Raw genomic sequence first — 17861 nt, 5'->3', positions numbered from 1 at the left:
CTATTGAAGAATTTAACAATCAAATTAATTACAAAAATGTAGCTTAACTTTTTCTCCAGTTTTTGTTTGCATATCCAGAGTATGTGGTTCTGCAATGGATGGATTACAATCAAGACGGGATTGTGGATGAATTGTTGTTTCAGGCAGAAGTTTTGGCTAATGCCAAAGTCAATTATCAAGTAGTTTTTGATGGAACAATTCCGTTGCCAGAAAGTCCCATTACTACTTATTCCCGATTTGTGCCAGAACGTACCGATGATTATGCTTGGGAAAATGATAAGGTAGCTTTTAGAACCTATGGACCAGATGCTCAAAAAAGAGTAGAGGAAAACAGACCTGAAGGAACATTGACTAGTGGAATCGACCTTTGGTTAAAAAGAACGGATAAACCCATTATCAATAAATGGTATGCCGAAAATACTAAGTCCCCAGGATATTATCATATTGATCATGGTGAAGGACATGATCCGTACCAAGTAGGACCAAGTCGCGGTACAGCTGGAATAGGGATTTGGGAAGATAATAAATTGGCAGTTTCAAAGAATTTTGTGAGTTATAAAACTATTGCTGTAGGCCCTTTGCGTACTGTTTTCGAATTGACTTATGCACCCTGGAGCTCGTATCAAGTAAAAGAAACCAAAAGAATCTCATTAGATTTAGGCTCGAATTTTTCTAAGTTCGAAATCACTTTAGTTGCTGAAAAATTGGTTCCTAATATTACTACTGGAATTGCGTTGCATGACAACAAAGGCGAAGTGAAAATCAATAAAAAAGAAGGTTGGTTTCGTTATGGCGAAAAAATTGATGGGATTTTTCTAGGCGAAGGAATTGTATTAAATCCGAAGTTGGTAAAAGATGCTTTTTCAGATGTTTCAAAAATAAAAGACAACAGCAACCTTTTAGTGATTACGAAACCAAAAGAAAATAAATTGACCTATTATGCTGGTTTTGCTTGGCAAAAAAGCGGACAGGTTGCTAATGCAGCCGATTGGGATACTTTATTACAAAATCAAGCTAAAATGTTAGCTAATCCCCTTAAAATAACGATTAAAAGAAATAAATAAATCTTTTTTTGTAGTTTCGCTAAAACTTACAAAAAAACCAAAATGGATATAATATCAGGACTAAAAGATAAGGTAGTCGTAATAACAGGAGGCGCCGGAGTATTAGGTGCCGGATTTACAAATGCATTAGCAAAACAAGGAGCTAAAGTAGCTATTTTAGGAAGAGATGGCGAGAAAGCACAAAAATTAGCTAACGAAATTATTAGTGCTGGTGGAAAAGCAGTTGGTGTTTCGGCAGATGTTTGTGATGAAGCTAGTTTGAAAAAAGCACATACTGTAATTAATGACGCTTTAGGATTGGTCGATATTCTAATTAATGGAGCAGGAGGAAACCACCCAAAAGGAACTACTTCTGACGTGTTTTTTGATAGAGCAAATGTAAATACAGAAGGTTTACAAACTTTTTTCAATTTAGATACCGAAGGATTGCGTTTTGTTTTCGATCTGAATTTTATTGGAACTTTGTTGCCTACACAGGTTTTTGCTGCTGATATGATTGGTCGTGAAGGTTGTAGTATCTTGAATGTTTCTTCTGTAAGTGCTTTTCATCCTTTGACAAAAGTACCTGCTTATAGTGCTGCTAAAGCGGCTATTAGTAATCTTACAGAATGGCTTTCGGTTTATTTTGCCAAAGAAGGTATTCGTGTAAATGCCATCTCTCCGGGATTTTTTCTGACAGAACAAAACCGTAAATTATTGACTAATGAAGATGGAAGTTTGACCGAAAGAGGAAACAAAATCCTTTCTCAAACTCCAATGGGAAGATTTGGTGAACCAAGTGATTTAGATAGTACGTTATTATGGCTTTGTAATCCGGCTTCCCGTTTTGTAACTGGAATTGTAGTAGCAGTTGATGGAGGGTTTTTGTCATACGCAGGAGTTTAAAAGAATCAAAAAATATATAAAAATGGGAATTGAACAAACTTGGAGATGGTACGGGCCAAAGGATTCTGTGCCTCTTTCTCATATTAAAATGGCCGGAGCTACAGGAATTGTAACGGCTTTACACCATATTCCAAATGGAACAGTGTGGACTGTTGAAGAAATTCAAAAAAGAAAGAAAGAAATAGAAGATGCTGGTTTGATATGGTCAGTTGTGGAGAGTATTCCGGTTCACGAAAACATCAAAACCAGAAAAGGCGATTATAAAAAATATATTGAAAATTATTGTCAAAGTATTGCCAATTTAGGTGCTTGCGGAATTGATACCGTATGTTATAATTTCATGCCGGTTTTGGATTGGACCAGAACTGATTTGGCTTTTGAAGTAGCAGATGGTTCTAAGGCCTTGCGTTTTGACCGTATGGAATTTGCTGCCTTCGAATTGTTTTTGCTAAAAAGAAAAGGAGCTGAAAATGATTATACAGCTGAAGAAGTAGCGAAAGCCACTGCCGTTTTCGAAGCGATGAACGAAGAGCAAAAAAAACTATTGGTTAAAAATATTATTGCTGGATTGCCAGGTGCTGAAGAAGGTTATACGGTAGAACAATTGCAAATAGCATTAGATGATTATGCTGAAATTGGCGATGCCGAATTAAGAAACAATCTATACGCGTTCTTAAAAGAAATTATTCCGGCTGCTGAAAAAGCTGGAATTGTAATGGCAATCCATCCTGATGATCCGCCTTATGCGATTTTAGGTTTGCCAAGAGTCGTAAGTACGGAAGCGGATGCGAAACAACTTATTGAAGTGGTGGATAGCAAAAGCAATGGTTTGTGTTTTTGTACCGGTTCTTACGGTGTAAGAGAAGACAATGACTTGGTTGGAATGGTGCAACGTTTAGGTCACCGTATCAACTTTATTCATTTAAGAGCAACAAAACGTGATGCCGAAGGGAACTTCTACGAAGCAGACCATTTAGATGGTGATGTGGATATGTATGGCGTAATGAAAGCGATTGTGGAAGAACAAGATAAGAGAATCGCGAGTGGTCGTCCGGATTATAGATTACCAATGCGTCCCGATCATGGTCATCAAATGTTGGACGATTTAGATAAGAAAATGAATCCGGGATATTCTGCCATAGGTCGCTTAAGAGGTTTAGCCGAATTAAGAGGTTTGGAAAGAGGAATCAGAGGAAATCAAAATTAATACGATGAAAAGGAGCAATTTTTTTGCTCCTTTTTTGTTTTAAATTATTTAATAGTTAAATAGTAAATTCTCAATATCTATGAGTTTTAATTTTTTTCGTTACCAACAAGAGTAAAATGAAAATGGAATCATACCGTTAGGTTCTTGAATATGGTATATTTTATAGTTATTATTTTTCTTTCTACTAATTATCATGTTTTTGGAATAATGATCTTTAAAAATTTTATCACCAACTGAAATCCCTAAATTATGCCATTTATCAAATTGGTAACTGTAAAAAAAATATTTGTTATTTAAACTGTCAGAAAATATTAGGTCTCCTTTAGCGTCCGATTCTATTTTAGTGATAATAAAATCATATTTTGTGACATACTCTTTACGTGATCCTATACATACATTTGTGAAAATGTATAGAATAACAATAAAAAAACTAATTACTAATAAAGAAACATTTCTTTTCATGTCTAAACTTTGTTTATATATTACTAAAATAATAAATTATACTTACCAGTATTATATTAGTTTGCTCCAAAGTCGCAAACTTACAACAATCGTTAGTTCAGCCCTGAAGCTTCGGGACTGAACTAACGAAAATCTACAAGTCCGAGCCATAGGATTTTAACAGTTTGGAATTAAAATAGAAACTAAATCCGTTTTTATCTATTGTCTCAGTTTTATCCGTGGCTCCATTATTTATTAAGTTCATTTGATAGATAGTCATTTAAAATAATTAATTTTACCATTAAGAAACGGAGTTCCATTAAGTCTTCATAACCTTAATTTCTTAATGGTTTAAAAATAGATCCTAAACGGTAAATTATGAATCTTTTTAAAAAACAGTTTTTTTGGAGTTTGTTGCTAATACTTCCTTTTTTTAGTGGATTTGCACAGGAAGAAACCCTTAAAGAGGATACTAACGATATGAAAATCGATTCGTTGTACCGGGAAGATCAGTTTTATTTTGCTTTTACTTATAATACGTTGCAACAAAAACCGGCTGGCCTGAACCAACAAAAATTCTCCATCGGTCTTTCGGGAGGTTTCCTGAGAGATATGCCCATTAATAAACTTCGAACAAAAGCTTTTGCAACTGGTTTGGGCTTGAGTTATAACAATTACAACCAAAATTTAGGAATTACTGGAACTTCGAATGAGGCTACTTATGCCATTTTAGGTTCGCAATCTAATTTTGATAAAAACAAGTTTACCCAATTGTTAATTGATGTCCCTCTTGAATTTAGATGGCGAACTTCAACTTATGAAAGTTACAAGTTCTGGAGGATTTATGGTGGAATAAAATTCAGTTATTTGGCCTATAGTAAATCGGTTTTTAAAGACAGTGAGGGGAAAACGGTGATTACTAACAATGCTGATTTTAATAAATTTCTTTATGGATTGTATCTTTCAGCAGGTTATAATACGTTGAATGTTTATGCGTATTATGGCTTGAATCCAATTTTTAAATCGGCTCAAATTGATGGAGAAAAAGTGAAAATGAAATCCTTAAATGTAGGAGTTATTTTCTATATTTTATAACCATAAAAACAATAAGAGAATTTGCGGAACACTACCTAAAAGCACTCCAATAATCAATTCTTTTGGTGTGTGTGCTTTCATAATCAATCGGGAGGATGCCACAAAGCCATTCATTAACACCATAAAAACAATTAGTAGTGTATTTTGGTTTTGATGATGCATGCTCAGTCCAAAAATAAAAAAGGTCAAAGCGCTTAATCCCATCATGTGTAGACTTGCTTTTGTGTTAGCAAAAAGAAGCATTAAGGCAATAAGTGTACTAGATAAAGCTCCTAACATAAAAAAATGTAGTTCAGGATATAGTTCTAGTGTGATGCTTTTTTTGACTAAAAGAATCAGTAAAAAACATTGAACGACTAGAGGAAATTTTCGTTCGGATAATTCGGGAACCATCATAGAACTAATTTTTCCGGTGAGTCTAAGCAAGAAGAAAAAAAGAATGGGAATAATGAATGTAATGATGGTTACTTCAAGGATAACCAAGTATTTTTCTTTGTTTATAAAATAAGAATGATTTGAAAAAAGATAGAAAAGTGTGGCATATATCGGGATAAAAACCGGATGAAAAACGTAGGAGAAAAAAGGAAATATTTTTTTTGGCATTGTAAAATTAGCTTAGACTCACAAATATAACGAATCTTATAAAAAGACATTGTCTAGTTATCACAGAATTATACTGTGTCCTTTTTTTTAACGCAGGCTGTATGGTTTCAATTTAAAAAGAAGTCTTACTTTTGAGGGTACGTAGTTTTTTAAGTCTATTTCAAATTCATGAGTATAACAATTAAAAATAGTATTACAATCCTAAATGCAAAATGGATTGGAATTCATCCCGAAGCAACAATAGACACCATTTCTATTGATAGTCGTTCATTGCAAAATAGTGAGCAAACACTTTTTTTTGCTTTAGTTGGTCCCAATAATGATGCGCATCATTATATCAAGGATTTAATTGCTGCAGGGGTGCAAAACTTTGTTGTGACTCATGTTCCCGAAGATTGCAACGATAAAGCTAATTTTTTAGTGGTAGAAAACACACTCGTGGCACTTCAAAAATTTGCGGCTTATTACCGCAGTCTTTTTCATTTTCCAATTATTGGTTTAACAGGAAGTAATGGAAAGACAATAGTCAAAGAATGGCTTAATTTTCTTTTAAGTCCGGATTATAATGTGATTCGAAGTCCTAAAAGTTACAATTCGCAAGTAGGTGTTCCATTGTCTGTTGTGGCTATAAATGAAAAACACAATTTAGGGATTTTTGAAGCGGGAATTTCTACCGTGAACGAAATGGATAAATTAGAGCAAATTATCAAACCAACTATTGGAGTTTTGACTAATATAGGTTCTTCTCACGATGAAGGTTTTGCTAATTTGGAGGAAAAAATCCAACAAAAAATGCAGCTTTTTGCAGCTGCTGAAGTGTTGATATATCAAAAAAGTGCTGCTGTTGAAACCTATATTTCATCTCAAACTAAGGCTTTTTCTTGGAGTTTTAAAGATGAAAATGCCGATATATTTATTTCTAAAAAAGAAATTACAAATCAAGAAACCACCTTATTTTATCAGTATGAGGCTGAAAGTTATCAGTTGAAAATTCCTTTTGTTGACAAAGCTTCTATAGAAAACGCTATTTCTTGTTTGGCTGTAATGTTGTATTTTGATTATGGAATTGAAGTGATTCAATCCCGAATGGAAATGCTTTTTCCTGTTGAAATGCGTTTGGAAGTTAAAAACGGAATCAACAATTGCAGTATTATTGATGATAGTTACAGTTCGGATTTTCAGTCTTTGAAGATTGCTTTGGATGTTTTAGAAAGTCAAAATCAATATGAGAAGAAAACGGTAATCCTTTCGGATATTTTTCAAAGTGGTTTTCCTAATGAAGAATTGTATGCCAAGGTGGCCAAGTTGATTGTTTCCAATAAAATCAATCGCGTTATTGGGATTGGTGAAACCATTTCGGAGTTTAAAAACCAATTTTCGACTTGCATTACTTTTAAAGATACAGCCGATTTTATTGCCAACTTTGATAAATTGGATTTCTCCAATGAAAGCATTTTGATAAAAGGAGCGCGTTCGTTTCAGTTTGAAGAAATCGTAGCTTTATTGGAAGAGAAAACCCATGAAACCGTTTTAGAAATTAATCTGAATGCTATAAGTTACAATCTGAATTTCTTTAAATCCAAGTTGAAACCTAAGGTCAAAATCATGGTGATGGTCAAAGCTTTTGGGTATGGAAATGGCGGACTCGAAATTGCCAAATTACTAGAGCATCATAAAGTGGATTATTTAGGTGTAGCTTTCGCCGATGAAGGAATTTCGTTAAAAAACGGCGGAATCAATTTGCCTATTATGGTTCTAAATCCTGAAAGCACCAGTTTTTCAGCGATTATTCAGCATAGATTAGAACCTGAAATTTATAGTATAAAAGGTTTGCAGGCTTTTCTTAAAATAGCCAAACAAAAAAATCTACAACATTTTCCTATCCATATTAAGGTAGATACGGGAATGCATCGTTTGGGTTTTGAAGAAGATACCGTTGATGAGTTGATAGCGACATTAAAAGGGAATTCCGCCGTTAAGGTTCAGAGTATTTTGTCGCACATGGCTACGAGTGATGATTCGAAACATTATGATTTTGCGCTTTCGCAAATTCGATTATTTGATAGATTATCCGCTAAAATCATGAACCAATTAGAAATTAAACCAATTCGTCATATTTTAAATACTTCGGGAATTAGTAATTTTCCGGATGCACAATTTGATATGACTCGTTTGGGAATTGGACTTTATGGCGTTTCTAATGATGAAAACGAGCAGAGACATTTGGAAAATGTAGGAACATTAAAATCTATTATTTCTCAAATTAGAACTATTCCGGCTGGTGATAGTGTAGGTTATGGTCGCCGGTTTATGGCTGACAAAAGTACCAGAGTGGCCACCATTCCTGTTGGTTATGCCGATGGAATTTCCAGAGCTTGGGGAAATGGAGTGGGTTTTGTAACTATCAAAGAACAAAAGGCGTTTATTCTTGGAAGTGTTTGTATGGATATGTTGATGGTAGATGTTAGTGAAATTGATTGTACCGAAGGCGACGATGTGATTATCTTTGGCGAAAGCCCAACAGTTTCTTATATCGCTCAAAAATTAAATACCATTCCGTATGAAATTCTAACCAGTATTTCGCAGCGAGTGAAACGGGTATTCTATCGTTAGTCCATTTTTTTATGTTGAAATGTTTTTTTTGTTAAAAAAAATATTAATTTAGAAAAATCAAAAATTAGTGCAATTATAAAAAAGATAAACTATGGGATTTTTCAGTGATTTTAAAGCCTCTCTAATGAAAGGTGATGTTTTAAGTTTAGCTACTGCTGTAGTAATTGGTGGTGCTTTTGGTAAAATTGTTGGTTCTGCCGTAGACGATGTTATTATGCCAATTGTTGGATTAATTACTGGTGGAATTGATTTTACAACTAAGTTCATTTCCTTAGATGGTAATAGTTATGCTGATTTAGCTGCTGCTAAAGAAGCAGGAGCTGCTGTAATTACTTATGGTAATTTAGTACAAGCCATCATCAATTTTGTAATTATTTCGTTTTTTATCTTTGTAGTATTAAGAGCTGCTGAAAAGGCAAAAAAGAAAGAAGAAGTGGCTGCTGCTCCTGCTGCACCAGCTGGACCTACTCAAGAAGAATTGCTTACTCAAATTAGAGACTTGTTAAAAAAGTAATACCGCTTCACTATATGTTCAACTAAACCATTCGGAAACGAATGGTTTTTCTTTTTGTTATATTTATAACTTTTTGTTACTTTTTGTGAACGCGCTTGTTTTCCTTTGAATATTAATTACTTTTGCAGTTCAAAATTTGATTTTTAAAATAAAACTAAAGATATAGATATGAAAATAGCAGTTGTAGGTGCAACCGGGATGGTTGGTGAAGTAATGTTGCAAGTATTAGCAGAAAGAAATTTTGTAACTGCTAATGACGAATTAATTCTTGTAGCTTCTGAGCGTTCAGTTGGGAAAGAAATGGAATTTCAAGGGAAAACATACAAAGTGGTTGGATTAGCTACTGCTGTAGATATGAAACCTGAAATTGCTTTATTCTCTGCTGGTGGTGATACTTCATTAGAGTGGGCTCCAAAATTTGCTGCTGTAGGAACTACAGTTGTGGATAACTCTTCTGCTTGGAGAATGGATGCTACTAAAAAATTAATTGTACCAGAAATTAACGCGGATCAATTAACAAAAGAAGACAAAATCATTGCTAACCCAAACTGTTCTACAATCCAAATGGTTTTGGCTTTAGCGCCATTACATAAAAAATACAATGTAAAAAGAGTTATCGTTTCTACTTACCAATCGATCACTGGAACTGGTGTAAAAGCGGTGAAACAATTAGAAAACGAATACGCTGGAATCGACGGAGATATGGCTTACAAATACCAAATTCACCGCAATGCAATTCCTCAATGTGATGTTTTTGAAGAAAACGGATACACTAAAGAAGAGATGAAATTAGTTCGTGAAACTAAAAAAATCTTAAGTGACAATACTATTGCTGTTACAGCTACTGCTGTTCGTGTGCCAATCGTAGGTGGGCATTCTGAGGCAATCAACGTAGAGTTCTCAAATGATTTTGATGTAAACGAAGTAAGAAGTATTCTTGAAAATACAGATGGAGTTACGGTTCAAGACAACTTAAAAGAATTTGAATACCCAATGCCTCTTTTTGCTCAAGGTAAAAATGATGTTTTTGTTGGTAGAATTAGAAGAGACGAATCGCAACCAAATACCTTGAACATGTGGGTTGTTGCTGATAACTTAAGAAAAGGTGCTGCTACAAACACAATCCAAATTGCTGAATATTTAGTAGCTAACAATTTAGTATAATTTACTAAATCACTATATACGGAAAAGCTTCTCAATTGAGAAGCTTTTTTTATGGGCTAAATTGTCATTGCGAGCGCAGCGGAGCAATCTCATTTTGCAGGTACAGAATGCAATGCTTTGCTAACGTTTGTGTATATCCGAGCGGTTGGGATTTTTTGTGAAAAATTAGATTTCAATATTGATAGTAACTTTTCCACCAAAACCTTTTTCTACAATATCGTAAAGTGTTTTTAGTGTTAAGTTGCTTCCGTTATTTTCAATTCGGGAAATGTATTCACGCTTTTTATCAATGCGTTCGCCAAGTTCTGTTTGGGTAAGATGTTTTTCTTCACGTGCTTTTTTTAATTGTAAGCCAATTTTAAAACCTTCAAAATCTCTTTCCAGTTCGTTGCGTCTTTCGGTTCCTTTTTCACCGTAAACAGTATCTTTAATTTCTTTCCAGCTTTTAGTTTCCATGTTCATTTGATTTTTCCTGATAATACTGATTCATTAATCGTAACGCTTTTTCAATCTCATTTTTTGGAGTTTTTTGCGTCTTTTTTTGAAAGCCATTGAGAAGAATCACCAGTTTGCCATTGTCAAAAAAACAAAAAACTCTCCAGATATTCGAAGCCAGTTGTATTCTTGCTTCATAAAGTCCGTTGGTTCCTTCCATTGATTTTAAATAATTGGATGGAACACGTTCTAGAGTTTCAATGGCTTCAATAATTTTGAAAATTTTGTCCTGAACTTTTATAGGTTGTTCCAGAAGAAAATCCTCAAAATAGTTTTTGTAAGCTATGACTTCACGTACTTTCATTTTTCAAAGGTAACTTAAAAGTTACGTAATTACAAGTTTTTTTAAATCAATGAATTGGGTTTTGTAATGTCATTGCGAGCGCAGCGAAGCAATCTCATTTTGTTGTGCACAGAATGCAATTCTGCTGTAATGTTTATCTTTATTTCTGAGAGGCGGTGTTTAGTTTTTCGCAATCTTGTCATTCCGACGAAGGAGGACACGAGCGATAGCGAACTGGCGAAGCAATCTCTTCATAGCGGGCAAGGATTAAAAATCCGCGCTATCTGAGATAAGATTTCCAAAGATTTTTTGGTCATAATCATAATGAGGCTCATTTGGAAAATGTCCGTTTAAGTCTGGAAATATTAATTGCAAATATTTGTATTTGTTATTGTTATAATATTTTATAGAACTTAAAACATATTTTTTTAGAGATTCATTTTTAACTTCAATAAAATAAACAGGGAATCTATCAATTAAATCATAAATTTTTTCGTTGATCGGTATTGTTTTAAATTTATATTTTTCAATGTAATTATTAATTAATTCCGAAGTTAAACCGTTAGGTAATCCGGATATAAATAATTCAGGAATTTTAAAATTGTCATAAATTCCAGTTGAATAACCAAAAGGAGTAAAGTCTACACTTTCCATTACATAAGTTGTATGAAAACCATATCTATCTATGTTCTCATAAACCATTTTAAAATATTTTTCTTTATTATCTTCGTTCATTTGGTTTTTCTTCTTTTTTTGAGCACAAAAGTGATTATACAAGTAATGTGTTTAACTTTTATTCACTGTTGCGGGCACAGAATACAATGCTGCGCTTACGTTTGTGTATATTCGAGCAGTCGGGGATTTGCCAAATCATCCCAAAACAAAATCAACGACCCATTAAACCGATTGCCCAAATCCGTTCTAGCTGTTAGCAGTAGTAAATATTACTTTTTTATAATTGATTTCAATTCATTTATAGTAAATGCAGGTTTCTTTTTATGCAACATTGCGTGGCAGTTTGGGCATACTGGAATCAAATCTTTTTTATAGTCAATTTCATATTCCTTTTTTATTTGTGAAATTTCCAACAAATGATGAACATGAATAAAATTTTTACCAATTTCTGTATAATTTTCTTCAAAGTCAAAACTACATACTGAACACTTACAGCCATGATACTCAATGCATTTTTTTCTTGCATAGCCATTTCTTTCATAAATATTTAATTTTACAGTTTTGACGGCTCCTTCAAAGAGCTTTTCATTTTCAGTGTTTTCTTCAAAATAGTTGTCAATATTTAGTTTGAATTCGTTTAAATATTTTTCAAGAATTTCTTTTTGCTTTTTTACTTTAGTATTAGTAATACTCTCATAATAGTCAATATGTAGGGATAAAGATTGTAAAGCCTTATGTAAAGATTGTTCACCTTTCGTATTAAATATTTCTTTTAAGAAGTATTCCGTATATGGAACATTAATTCTTCTAGTAAAAACTTTCCCTTCAATAAGGTTGGAGTAATTATATATATAATCTATTGCTGAACTTTTTTTAATGCCCTGTTTCTCTAAAGTCTCGGTAGCATTTTTCAAAGAGAGTTTTTTTTCATGGAATTTTTTTCCAATTTCGAAAAGAGATATTATTTCTTTGTTTCCAATTTTTGGCATATGGTTAAGTTTTATTGCTGTTAACTAATATATAGATCAGATAACCGTCTTTTTTTATTTAAACCAAATATATAAAATATTCTTACAAAATTATGCTAGGAGTTACAGAATTGTTAAGGGAATCTAACTAATTAGGAATTTTTAATTTCACCGCTTACCTTTGTGACAATGAAAAGAAATCAGATTCAATATAGTGTCACGCTTGCGGTAGCGGTATTGTTCTCGATACTGTTCCAGTCTTTTCATAGTTATGAGCATCTGGAGAAACAGCTTTCGCATAAGTTTTGTCAGCATGATCATTCGCACAATAAGCACGAACTAACGCACCAGCACAAGGTTTTCGAACAATGTTCGGTTTGTCATTTTGCGTTTAGCAGTTTTTTGCAAACTAAAATAAGCAGCTATCATTTCTACGCTGATTTTAAGTTAATTCCTTTTTTTGATAAGGAACAACAAAATATCATTTCTTTCCCGGGCAGTTTATTTGCCCATCGTGGACCTCCTGTAAGTATTGTTTAATACCGTTTAAGCTATCAAATAAAATCGCAAACTTGTCATTTCGACGAAGGAGGAATCACAGTGAGCTATTGCATTTGGTGAGATTCCTCCTTCGTCGGAATTACAAACTAACTGTTGAAGTTTGGTTTTGGAAGTTCTTACTATAGTTTCTAAGTTTAAATGGTACGCTTCAATTTTTTAGCTCACTAACAAATTGTGTTAAGTGACTCCATTTTAATTTCACTTTCTTCTGTTTTCAATTAAATTTTAGAAAATAAACAATACAATCATTTTCAATGAAAAAATATATAATTGCCCTATTCATGGGCTTGCCGGCTGTATTACAAGCCCAAAATTCCGTTTCAGGAACAGTAACTGATGCTTCTAAGCAAGCTATAATTGGCGCTTCAGTTTATATTCCAGAATTGCACAAAGGAACCACGACTGATGCTAATGGAAAATACAGTTTTAAGAACTTGCCTAATGGAACTTTAAAACTTAGTTTTGAGTACGTAGGTTATACCACTCAGAACCAAGAGATCGCTAAATTGCAAAAAGAAAACACCTTAGATGTACAATTAGAAACCTCGACTTTTCAAATGGATGAGGTAATTGTTTCTACTGCTTTTAACAAAATACAATCGCAAAATGTGATGAAAGTAGAACACGCAACGATGCGAGATTTGGAGAAAAAAGGAACTGCAACACTTATTGAAGGTTTAGCGACTATTCCGGGAGTTTCTCAGGTTTCTACGGGGACATCAATTGGAAAGCCTGTGATTCGAGGCTTAAGCGGTAATCGTGTTTTAGTGTATTCGCAAGGGGTTAGAGTCGAAAATCAGCAGTTTGGCGACGAGCATGGTTTAGGGTTAAACGGTGCCGGAGTAGAAAGTGTCGAGGTGATTAAAGGGCCTGCTTCTTTATTATACGGTTCGGATGCCATTGGTGGTGTGTTGTATTTTAATCCGGAAAAATTTGCAGCAGCACATACTTTGAAAGCCGATTTTAGTCAAAAATTATTCTCCAATACACTGGGAAGTAATTCTAGCCTTGGAATAAAAACATCTACAGAAAATTGGAAATTCTTAGCTCGCGGAAGTTATAATACGCATTCGGATTATCAAATTTCAGGGGGTGATAGAGTAACCAATACCCGCTACAATGAAACCGATTTCAAAACAGGAATTGGATATAGTAATTCGGCATTTTCTACGGTATTGCGTTATAATTTCAATAAGTTGGATTTGGGAATTCCTGAAGAAGGCATTGCGGAACAATCCAAAAGCAAGAATACTATTTTTCCGCGTCAAGGAGTGGACAATCATTTGTTGAGTTTGAATTCGGTTATCTATTTGAAAAATTCAAAACTGGATGTCGATTTAGGGTATATTGCTAATGACAGAAGCGAATTTGAAGATAGTAGCGATCCTAGTTTACGAATGAAGTTGAATACTTTTAATTATGATGCCAAATACTATTTGCCAAAAATAGGAAACTTAGAATCCATTTTTGGAATTCAAGGCATGCACCAAACCAATACTAATTTTGCTGAAGAATTTTTAATTCCAGATGCAACTACGAATGATTTTGGTGTTTTTGGAACGGTGAATTACGAGTGGAAAAGCAATGTGATTCAGGGAGGATTGCGTTTTGATAATCGCCAAGTTTCGACAGAAGCTCATGGGATTTCTGGAGAAGAAGGTTCTTTTGAAGCGATTGATAAATCGTTTGATAGTTTTAATGCTTCTTTGGGTTATAAAACCAATTTGGCTGATAATTTAACCATGCGTTTTAATGTAGCTTCAGGATTTAGAGCGCCTAATTTGGCTGAATTAAGTTCGAATGGTGTTCATGAAGGAACCTATCGATACGAAATAGGGAATAGCGATTTAAAAACCGAACAAAACCTGCAAACCGATGTGAATTTTGAATACGGAAACAGTCATTTTGAGTTTTTTGTTAATGGATTTTACAATCACATCAACAATTATATTTATGTTTCTCCTACGGGAGAGCAGTTGGAAGACAATGATGTTTTTGCATACATTCAGAATGATGCCAAATTGTACGGAGGAGAAATAGGCTTGCATTTTCACCCACATCCATTGGATTGGTTGCATTATGAAACGAGTTTTGAAACCGTTACAGGGAAGAAACAAAATGGCGATTACCTGCCGTTAATTCCAGCTAATAATTGGAATAATACATTGAGAACCGAGTTTAAAATTAAAAATTGGCTCGAAGATGGTTTTGCTTCTTTTAATGTGAATACAACTTTTAATCAAAACAATGTAAGTGATTTTGAAACTAGTTCTAACGGCTATACTTTAGTGAATCTAGGTTTGGGAGGCAATGTAAAATGGGGTAAAACAGCGTTTAATGTCAATTTGAATGCCAATAACCTTTTTGATAAAAAATATATCGCTCACTTGTCAAGATTAAAAACAGATGGAATCCCAAATATTGGAAGAAACATCGTTCTGGGCGTGAATTTTAATTTATAACACGTCTTCAACCGCAAAGAACACAAAGCTTTGTTTGCTTCGTGCTTCCTTTGTGGTTTAAAATAAGTTAGTTTAAACCATTAAGGTGTTAAGAGTTATTAAGTGTAGTACTTGATTTTCTTAATTTCTTAATGGTTTTCTAATTTTTAAGAATTAGTCAAAGTTTTGAAATTTTGAATCCCTATTTTTGTGTGAATTAATAGTGAGAATACTATGCGAAAAACAATTATTATAACAACAATTATTATAACAACAATTATTACTGCTGCAATGACTTCATTTGCCCAAACTTCAAAAAATATCATTTATCCTGCTACCATAAAGGGAAGAATTGTTGATGATTATTTTGGGATCAAAGTAGTAGATCCGTATCGATGGCTGGAAGACGATCGTTCAGCGGAAACGGCTGCTTGGGTAGTTGCTGAAAATAAAGTGACCAATGCTTATTTGGAACAAATTCCTTTTCGAAAGCAACTCAAAGAAAGATTAGAGAAATTATGGAATTACGAAAAAATAGGGGCTCCATTTATAGAAGGCGATTTTAGCTATTATTTTAAAAATAACGGTTTGCAAAATCAGTCGGTTTTGTATCGAAAAGATACTGCTGGAAAAGAAACAGTTTTTCTGGATCCGAATACTTTTTCTAAGGATGGAACGACTTCTTTAGGAGAGTTCGCTTTCTCAAAAGATGGTTCTAAACTAGCTTATTCCATTTCAGAAGGCGGCAGCGATTGGCGAAAAGTAATCATTATGGATGCTTTAAATGGGAAGGTTTTAGAAGATACTTTGGTGGATGTAAAATTCAGTGGATTGTCTTGGAAAGGAAATGAAGGTTTTTATTATTCGAGTTACGAAAAGCCCAAAGGCAGCGAATTATCGGCTAAAACCGATCAACATAAATTGTATTTCCATAAACTAGGAACTGCTCAAAAAGAAGACCCAGTTATCTTTGGCGAAAGCCAAAAACGCCGCTATGTAGGTGGAGCTGTTACTGAAGACGACCGCTATTTGATTATTACAGCCGCCACTTCTACTTATGGGAATGAGTTGTATATTCAGGATTTGTCTAAAGCTGATAGCCCAATTGTTACCGTTGTTGCTGATTTTAATAGTGACAATACCATTTTGGACAATGAGGGAACGAAGTTGTTTATTGTAACCGACAGAAATGCACCTAACAAACGCATTGTGACCGTAGATGTAAGTCAACCGAATCCAGAAAACTGGAAAGATTTAATTCCAGAAACGACTCAGGTTTTAGAACCTGCTGCTTGCAGTGGATATATTTTTGCACATTATATGAAAGATGCGGTTTCGGTAGTGAAACAATATGATTATTCAGGGGAATTAGTGCGCGAAATTAAGCTTCCTGGCTTGGGAACGGCTGTTGGTTTTAGTGGGAAGAAAAAGGATAAAAAGGTGTACTATACTTTTACCAATTATATTACGCCAGGAACTATTATTGCTTTAGAGCCAAATTCTGGAGAGTCTGAGGTGTATCAAAAATCGAAAGCTGAATTTAAATCAGAAGAGTTCGAATCCAATCAGGTTTTTTATACTTCAAAAGATGGAACCCGAATTCCAATGTTAATAACCCATAAAAAAGGATTGAAATTAGATGGAAAAAATCCAACTATCTTATACGGCTACGGTGGATTTAATATTAGTCTGACGCCAAGTTTTAGCATAGCAAATGCAGTATGGATGGAAAACGGAGGGATCTTAGCCATTCCAAATTTACGTGGAGGAGGAGAATACGGTAAAGAATGGCACGATGCAGGAACCAAGATGCAAAAACAAAATGTCTTTGACGATTTTATCGCTGCTGCCGAATACCTGATTACTGAAAAATATACGTCTTCCGATTTTCTGGCTCTTCGCGGAGGTTCTAATGGCGGTTTGTTAGTAGGTGCGGTAATGACGCAACGACCTGAATTGGCTAAGGTGGCTTTGCCAGCTGTTGGTGTTTTGGATATGTTGCGTTATCATACTTTTACCGCCGGAGCAGGTTGGGCTTATGATTATGGAACGGCGCAAGACAGCAAAGAAATGTTCGAATATCTAAAAGGCTATTCGCCTTTGCATAATATTAAAAAAGGAGTACAGTATCCTGCCACGATGGTGACTACTGGCGATCATGATGATAGAGTGGTTCCAGCGCATAGTTTTAAGTTTGCTGCCGAATTGCAAGCGAAGCAATCAGGGAATAATCCTGTTCTAATTCGTATCGATGTTAAAGTGGGTCATGGCGCAGGAAAATCAGTAGCGGCAACGATACAGGAAAATGTCGATATTCAGGCTTTTACTTTGTTTAATATGGGAATTACGCAATTGCCGAAACAATAATTAGTAGTAGGACGAATGTTTTTTTTACATAAAAAAGAATCACAATTTTTTATTAATACATTCGGTTTTTGAATTGCAGTTGGCTATCTTAGATAAATAATATTAAACAGAGCATACTATGAAAATCCAATTTAATACCGACAAAAATATAGAAGGTCACCAAAGAGCAGAAGCTTACTTTTCATCTGAATTAGAAACAGCTTTAGCGCGTTTTGAAGAGAAAATCACTCGCATTGAAGTGCATGTCGGAGATGAAAATAGCGCTAAATTTGGAGTAAATGATAAACGTTGTTTAATTGAAGTGCGTCCTGCAAAACTGCAACCTATTGTAGTTACGGAGCATGCTGATACGGTTGAAAAAGCATTTAGAGGTGCATTGGATAAAATCAAGAAAGCTTTAACTACCACTTTTGAAAAACAAAAAGTGCATTAAAATAGAATCCTAATTTAGCTTAAAAAAAAAGACAGTTACATTGTGTAGCTGT

General features: G+C 34.2%; 17 protein-coding genes. 11 read left to right on the top strand and 6 right to left on the bottom strand.

Going from position 1 to position 17861, the window contains the following annotated elements:
- The first annotated feature begins 62 nt into the window (after positions 1–62).
- The 3 genes from AC4FRF_RS11285 to uxuA are packed head-to-tail and all read left to right on the top strand — an operon-like array spanning position 63 to position 3156.
- The gene (locus tag AC4FRF_RS11285; RefSeq protein WP_491159660.1) at positions 63–1064 is read left to right on the top strand and encodes a BT3233 family polysaccharide utilization protein; all 1002 of its coding nucleotides are present in this window, start codon (positions 63–65) and stop codon (positions 1062–1064) included.
- A 42-nt stretch (positions 1065–1106) separates the two neighbouring features.
- Entirely contained in the window at positions 1107–1949 is an 843-nt protein-coding gene (locus tag AC4FRF_RS11280) for an SDR family oxidoreductase (protein WP_491159659.1), read from the top strand.
- Positions 1950–1977: 28 nt separating this feature from the next.
- Complete coding sequence (gene uxuA / locus AC4FRF_RS11275; protein WP_491159666.1) at positions 1978–3156, top strand: mannonate dehydratase; 1179 nt, start codon at positions 1978–1980, stop codon at positions 3154–3156.
- 99 nt (positions 3157–3255) lie between these two features.
- On the opposite strand, the gene AC4FRF_RS11270 is transcribed toward uxuA, so the two are convergent.
- Positions 3256–3618, bottom strand: a complete 363-nt coding sequence (locus tag AC4FRF_RS11270) for a hypothetical protein (protein WP_491159658.1) — start codon at positions 3616–3618, stop codon at positions 3256–3258.
- 357 nt (positions 3619–3975) lie between these two features.
- Between AC4FRF_RS11270 and AC4FRF_RS11265 the strand changes: the two genes are divergently transcribed.
- The gene (locus AC4FRF_RS11265; protein WP_491159657.1) at positions 3976–4692 is read left to right on the top strand and encodes a porin family protein; all 717 of its coding nucleotides are present in this window, start codon (positions 3976–3978) and stop codon (positions 4690–4692) included.
- Here AC4FRF_RS11265 and AC4FRF_RS11260 read toward each other — a convergent pair.
- Positions 4687–5295: a hypothetical protein gene (locus AC4FRF_RS11260; protein WP_491159656.1), complete on the bottom strand. Its 609-nt coding sequence runs from the start codon at positions 5293–5295 to the stop codon at positions 4687–4689. The genes AC4FRF_RS11265 and AC4FRF_RS11260 overlap by 6 nt on opposite strands.
- 168 nt (positions 5296–5463) lie before the next feature.
- Here AC4FRF_RS11260 and AC4FRF_RS11255 point away from each other — a divergent pair, with 168 nt between their 5' ends.
- From AC4FRF_RS11255 to AC4FRF_RS11245, 3 genes are all read left to right on the top strand, one after another.
- Positions 5464–7908 carry a bifunctional UDP-N-acetylmuramoyl-tripeptide:D-alanyl-D-alanine ligase/alanine racemase gene (locus tag AC4FRF_RS11255; protein WP_491159655.1) on the top strand — a complete coding sequence of 815 codons (2445 nt, stop codon included), beginning with the start codon at positions 5464–5466 and terminating at the stop codon, positions 7906–7908.
- Positions 7909–7999: 91 nt separating this feature from the next.
- Complete coding sequence (gene mscL / locus AC4FRF_RS11250; protein ID WP_491159654.1) at positions 8000–8422, top strand: large conductance mechanosensitive channel protein MscL; 423 nt, start codon at positions 8000–8002, stop codon at positions 8420–8422.
- A gap of 168 nt (positions 8423–8590) precedes the next feature.
- Positions 8591–9586, top strand: coding sequence for an aspartate-semialdehyde dehydrogenase (locus AC4FRF_RS11245; RefSeq protein WP_491159653.1), 996 nt, complete (start codon positions 8591–8593; stop codon positions 9584–9586).
- Between the two features lie 165 nt (positions 9587–9751).
- Here the strand turns inward: AC4FRF_RS11245 and AC4FRF_RS11240 are convergent, their stop codons facing one another.
- The 4 genes from AC4FRF_RS11240 to AC4FRF_RS11225 all read right to left on the bottom strand — a co-directional run bounded on the left by AC4FRF_RS11240 (position 9752) and on the right by AC4FRF_RS11225 (position 12028).
- Entirely contained in the window at positions 9752–10042 is a 291-nt protein-coding gene (locus AC4FRF_RS11240; protein ID WP_491159652.1) for a helix-turn-helix domain-containing protein, read from the bottom strand.
- Positions 10032–10385: a type II toxin-antitoxin system RelE/ParE family toxin gene (locus AC4FRF_RS11235; RefSeq protein ID WP_491159651.1), complete on the bottom strand. Its 354-nt coding sequence runs from the start codon at positions 10383–10385 to the stop codon at positions 10032–10034. Before AC4FRF_RS11235 ends, AC4FRF_RS11240 begins: the two co-directional genes overlap by 11 nt.
- 246 nt (positions 10386–10631) lie before the next feature.
- The gene (locus AC4FRF_RS11230) at positions 10632–11099 is read right to left on the bottom strand and encodes a DUF4262 domain-containing protein (RefSeq protein WP_491159650.1); all 468 of its coding nucleotides are present in this window, start codon (positions 11097–11099) and stop codon (positions 10632–10634) included.
- A 209-nt stretch (positions 11100–11308) separates the two neighbouring features.
- Positions 11309–12028, bottom strand: coding sequence for an HNH endonuclease (locus tag AC4FRF_RS11225; protein ID WP_491159649.1), 720 nt, complete (start codon positions 12026–12028; stop codon positions 11309–11311).
- Positions 12029–12196: 168 nt separating this feature from the next.
- Between AC4FRF_RS11225 and AC4FRF_RS11220 the strand changes: the two genes are divergently transcribed.
- The 4 genes from AC4FRF_RS11220 (at position 12197) to AC4FRF_RS11205 (ending at position 17809) form a co-directional block, all read left to right on the top strand.
- Positions 12197–12547 (top strand): hypothetical protein, encoded by a 351-nt coding sequence (locus AC4FRF_RS11220; protein WP_491159648.1) that lies wholly within the window; start codon positions 12197–12199, stop codon positions 12545–12547.
- A gap of 275 nt (positions 12548–12822) precedes the next feature.
- Positions 12823–15030: a TonB-dependent receptor gene (locus AC4FRF_RS11215; RefSeq protein WP_491159647.1), complete on the top strand. Its 2208-nt coding sequence runs from the start codon at positions 12823–12825 to the stop codon at positions 15028–15030.
- 213 nt (positions 15031–15243) lie between these two features.
- The gene (locus AC4FRF_RS11210) at positions 15244–17376 is read left to right on the top strand and encodes a prolyl oligopeptidase family serine peptidase (protein ID WP_491159646.1); all 2133 of its coding nucleotides are present in this window, start codon (positions 15244–15246) and stop codon (positions 17374–17376) included.
- A 118-nt stretch (positions 17377–17494) separates the two neighbouring features.
- Positions 17495–17809 (top strand): HPF/RaiA family ribosome-associated protein, encoded by a 315-nt coding sequence (locus AC4FRF_RS11205; RefSeq protein ID WP_491159645.1) that lies wholly within the window; start codon positions 17495–17497, stop codon positions 17807–17809.
- The last annotated feature ends 52 nt before the right edge of the window (positions 17810–17861 follow it).

The sequence above is a fragment of the Flavobacterium sp. ST-158 genome (assembly GCF_058309975.1).
The sequence above is the reverse complement of the archived record's forward strand: the minus strand, read 5'-3'. Positions and strand labels throughout refer to the sequence as shown.

Bases quoted from the DNA above. Each gene is read 5' to 3' on its own strand.
- AC4FRF_RS11260 (WP_491159656.1), bottom strand. From the start codon at position 5,295: ATGCCAAAAAAAATATTTCCTTTTTTCTCCTACGTTTTTCATCCGGTT.
- AC4FRF_RS11235 (WP_491159651.1), bottom strand. From the start codon at position 10,385: ATGAAAGTACGTGAAGTCATAGCTTACAAAAACTATTTTGAGGATTTT.
- AC4FRF_RS11265 (WP_491159657.1), top strand. From the start codon at position 3,976: ATGAATCTTTTTAAAAAACAGTTTTTTTGGAGTTTGTTGCTAATACTT.
- AC4FRF_RS11280 (WP_491159659.1), top strand. From the start codon at position 1,107: ATGGATATAATATCAGGACTAAAAGATAAGGTAGTCGTAATAACAGGA.
- AC4FRF_RS11230 (WP_491159650.1), bottom strand. From the start codon at position 11,099: ATGAACGAAGATAATAAAGAAAAATATTTTAAAATGGTTTATGAGAAC.
- AC4FRF_RS11245 (WP_491159653.1), top strand. From the start codon at position 8,591: ATGAAAATAGCAGTTGTAGGTGCAACCGGGATGGTTGGTGAAGTAATG.
- mscL (WP_491159654.1), top strand. From the start codon at position 8,000: ATGGGATTTTTCAGTGATTTTAAAGCCTCTCTAATGAAAGGTGATGTT.
- AC4FRF_RS11255 (WP_491159655.1), top strand. From the start codon at position 5,464: ATGAGTATAACAATTAAAAATAGTATTACAATCCTAAATGCAAAATGG.
- AC4FRF_RS11210 (WP_491159646.1), top strand. From the start codon at position 15,244: ATGCGAAAAACAATTATTATAACAACAATTATTATAACAACAATTATT.
- AC4FRF_RS11240 (WP_491159652.1), bottom strand. From the start codon at position 10,042: ATGGAAACTAAAAGCTGGAAAGAAATTAAAGATACTGTTTACGGTGAA.
- AC4FRF_RS11215 (WP_491159647.1), top strand. From the start codon at position 12,823: ATGAAAAAATATATAATTGCCCTATTCATGGGCTTGCCGGCTGTATTA.
- AC4FRF_RS11270 (WP_491159658.1), bottom strand. From the start codon at position 3,618: ATGAAAAGAAATGTTTCTTTATTAGTAATTAGTTTTTTTATTGTTATT.
- AC4FRF_RS11220 (WP_491159648.1), top strand. From the start codon at position 12,197: ATGAAAAGAAATCAGATTCAATATAGTGTCACGCTTGCGGTAGCGGTA.
- AC4FRF_RS11225 (WP_491159649.1), bottom strand. From the start codon at position 12,028: ATGCCAAAAATTGGAAACAAAGAAATAATATCTCTTTTCGAAATTGGA.
- AC4FRF_RS11205 (WP_491159645.1), top strand. From the start codon at position 17,495: ATGAAAATCCAATTTAATACCGACAAAAATATAGAAGGTCACCAAAGA.